The organism is Rhizomicrobium sp. (assembly GCF_056722145.1).
The window spans coordinates 1-2,480 of record NZ_JBWZET010000020.1 but is presented as its reverse complement, the minus strand read 5'-3'; the positions used below and the strand labels follow the sequence as shown (position 1 = coordinate 2,480).

The window sequence follows — 2,480 nt, the reverse complement described above, 5'->3', positions numbered from 1 at the left end:
GCCCAGCATTATGTGCGGCTGCCCGACCTTGCCGACGCCATCGCCTATCGACGCCGCGGCGCGGTCGCGGGCGCGCGGGACCCGCTTTGCCGGACGATCCGGTGACGCCCCCTGCCGGACGCCGGGCAAACAGCATTAGCAAATCGTCAAAGCTTCCTCCGTATTGAAAAGCGAAGGGTAATGGGATTCTGCGGATTCCCGCGCCATAATGAACGGAACACGTGGATCATGAGCGCATTCGGGCGACGCAACGGCTTGGGAGGGATGACGCCGGGGGCGCGGCCCCAGTTCGGCGTCGCGCGGCCGATGAAGGGCCCCGGCGGCGATGCCGGCCAATCCGGCGGCATTGGTGGCGGCGCCGGCGGTGAGCAGTTCCCGCCGCTGCCCGAAGAGGCCCCGATCGATCGCTCGAACGACAAGAGCGCCGATGCGATGTCGCGGCTTGCCGATCGCGCCAACGCGGTCAACGAAGCGCCCCGCCAGGCCGAAGGCTTCGAGGCCTCGGTCCACAAGATCAAGGAACAGGTGCTCCCCCGCTTGCTCGAACGCGTCGATCCGGAAGCCGCCGCCACGCTCACCAAGGACGAGCTCGCCGAGGAATTCCGCCAGATCATCTTCGAGGTGCTCGCCGAGCTCAAGATCACGCTCAACCGCCGCGAACAGTTCGCGCTGGAAAAGGTGCTGATCGACGAACTGCTCGGCTTCGGCCCGCTCGAGGAGCTGCTGTCCGACCCGGACGTCTCGGACATCATGGTCAACGGCCCCGACCAGACCTACATCGAACGCAAGGGCAAGCTGCAGCTCGCGCAGATCACCTTCCGCGACGAGCAGCACCTGTTCCAGATCGCGCAGCGCATCGTCAACCAGGTCGGCCGCCGCGTCGACCAGACCACCCCACTCGCCGACGCCCGGCTCAAGGATGGCAGCCGCGTCAACGTCATCATCCCGCCGCTGTCCTTACGCGGCACCGCGATCTCGATCCGCAAGTTCTCCGAGAAGCCGATCACCATCGACATGCTCAAGGACTTCGGCTCGATGAGCGAGAAGATGGCGACCGCGCTCAAGATCGCCGGCGCCTGCCGGATGAACATCGTCATCTCCGGCGGTACCGGCTCGGGCAAGACGACGATGCTCAACGCGCTGTCGAAGATGATCGACCCGGGCGAGCGCGTGCTGACGATCGAGGACGCGGCCGAACTCCGGCTCCAGCAGCCGCACTGGCTGCCGCTCGAAACCCGCCCGCCGAACCTCGAAGGCCAGGGCGCGATCACCATCGGCGACCTCGTCAAGAACGCGCTGCGCATGCGCCCGGACCGCATCATCCTCGGCGAAATCCGTGGCGCCGAATGCTTCGACCTGCTCGCGGCGATGAACACCGGCCACGACGGCTCGATGTGCACGCTGCACGCCAACAGCCCGCGCGAATGCCTCGGCCGTATGGAAAACATGATCCTGATGGGCGACATCAAGATCCCTAAGGAAGCGATCAGCCGCCAGATCGCCGAATCGGTCGATCTCATCGTCCAGGTCAAGCGCCTGCGCGACGGTTCGCGCCGCACCACCAACATCACCGAAGTGATCGGCATGGAAGGCGACGTCATCGTCACCCAGGAACTGTTCAAGTTCGAATACCTGGACGAGACCGACGACGGCAAGATCATCGGCGAATTCCGCCCTTCGGGCCTGCGCCCCTACACGCTCGAAAAGGCGCGTCAGTTCGGGTTCGACCAGGCCTACCTCGAAGCCTGCCTCTGACCGGAAAGGTCGGGGCTCAGCCTTCGTCCACCACCGGGTTCGCCAGCGTCCCCACCGCGCCGATCGACACTTCCACCCGGTCCCCCGCCTTCAGGTAGAGCGGCGGCGTGCGCCCGTGGCCGACCCCGGACGGCGTGCCGGTGGCGATCACGTCGCCCGGCGCCAGTGCGGCAAATTCGGACAAGTAGGCGATGATCTCCGCCACCGGGCACAGCATGTCGCCCAGCGGCTGGTCCTGCACGAGTTCGCCGTTGAGCCGGGTCTGGACGCGGGTGGCCGCGTCGATCGCCGCCTCGTCCGGGGTCACCAGCGCCGGCCCGAACGCGCCGCTGGCGGGGAAGTTCTTGCCCGGCGTGAACTGGCTGTTGTGCCGCTGCCAGTCGCGCACCGAACCATCGTTGATGATCGCATAGCCGGCGACATGGTCGAGCGCTGCCGCCACCGGAATGCGCCGGCCGGACGCGCCGTCCGGTCCCGGGCCGATCACCACCGCCAGTTCGCCTTCGTAATCGAACATCTCGCTCGCCAGCGGCTTTACCAGCGGTGCCCCGTGCGCGACGAAACTGTCCGCCCAGCGGACGAACACCGCCGGCCGGTCGCGCGCCTCGCGCCCCATTTCGGCAATGTGCGCGCCGTAATTGAGCCCGATGCAGAAAATCTTGCCGGGGTTGGGGATCGGCGGCAGAAGCGTAACCGCGGCGGTGTCCAGCACCGCGCCTTCGGCC

2 protein-coding genes are annotated in these 2,480 nt (G+C 66.9%); one reads left to right on the top strand and one right to left on the bottom strand.

All coding sequences use genetic code 11. From position 1 onward, the window contains the following. The first annotated feature begins 228 nt into the window (after nucleotides 1-228). The gene (locus AC1P6P_RS01055) at nucleotides 229-1,755 is read left to right on the top strand and encodes a TadA family conjugal transfer-associated ATPase (protein WP_481400578.1); all 1,527 of its coding nucleotides are present in this window, start codon (nucleotides 229-231) and stop codon (nucleotides 1,753-1,755) included. A 16-nt stretch (nucleotides 1,756-1,771) separates the two neighbouring features. On the opposite strand, the gene AC1P6P_RS01050 is transcribed toward AC1P6P_RS01055, so the two are convergent. Then, nucleotides 1,772-2,480 (bottom strand): fumarylacetoacetate hydrolase family protein (locus AC1P6P_RS01050; RefSeq protein WP_481400577.1); only part of this gene is annotated, 709 nt, incomplete at its 5' end.

What these genes read in the sequence shown, in the direction of transcription:
- AC1P6P_RS01055 (WP_481400578.1), top strand. Translation starts at nt 229, where the DNA reads ATGAGCGCATTCGGGCGACGCAACGGCTTGGGAGGGATGACGCCGGGG.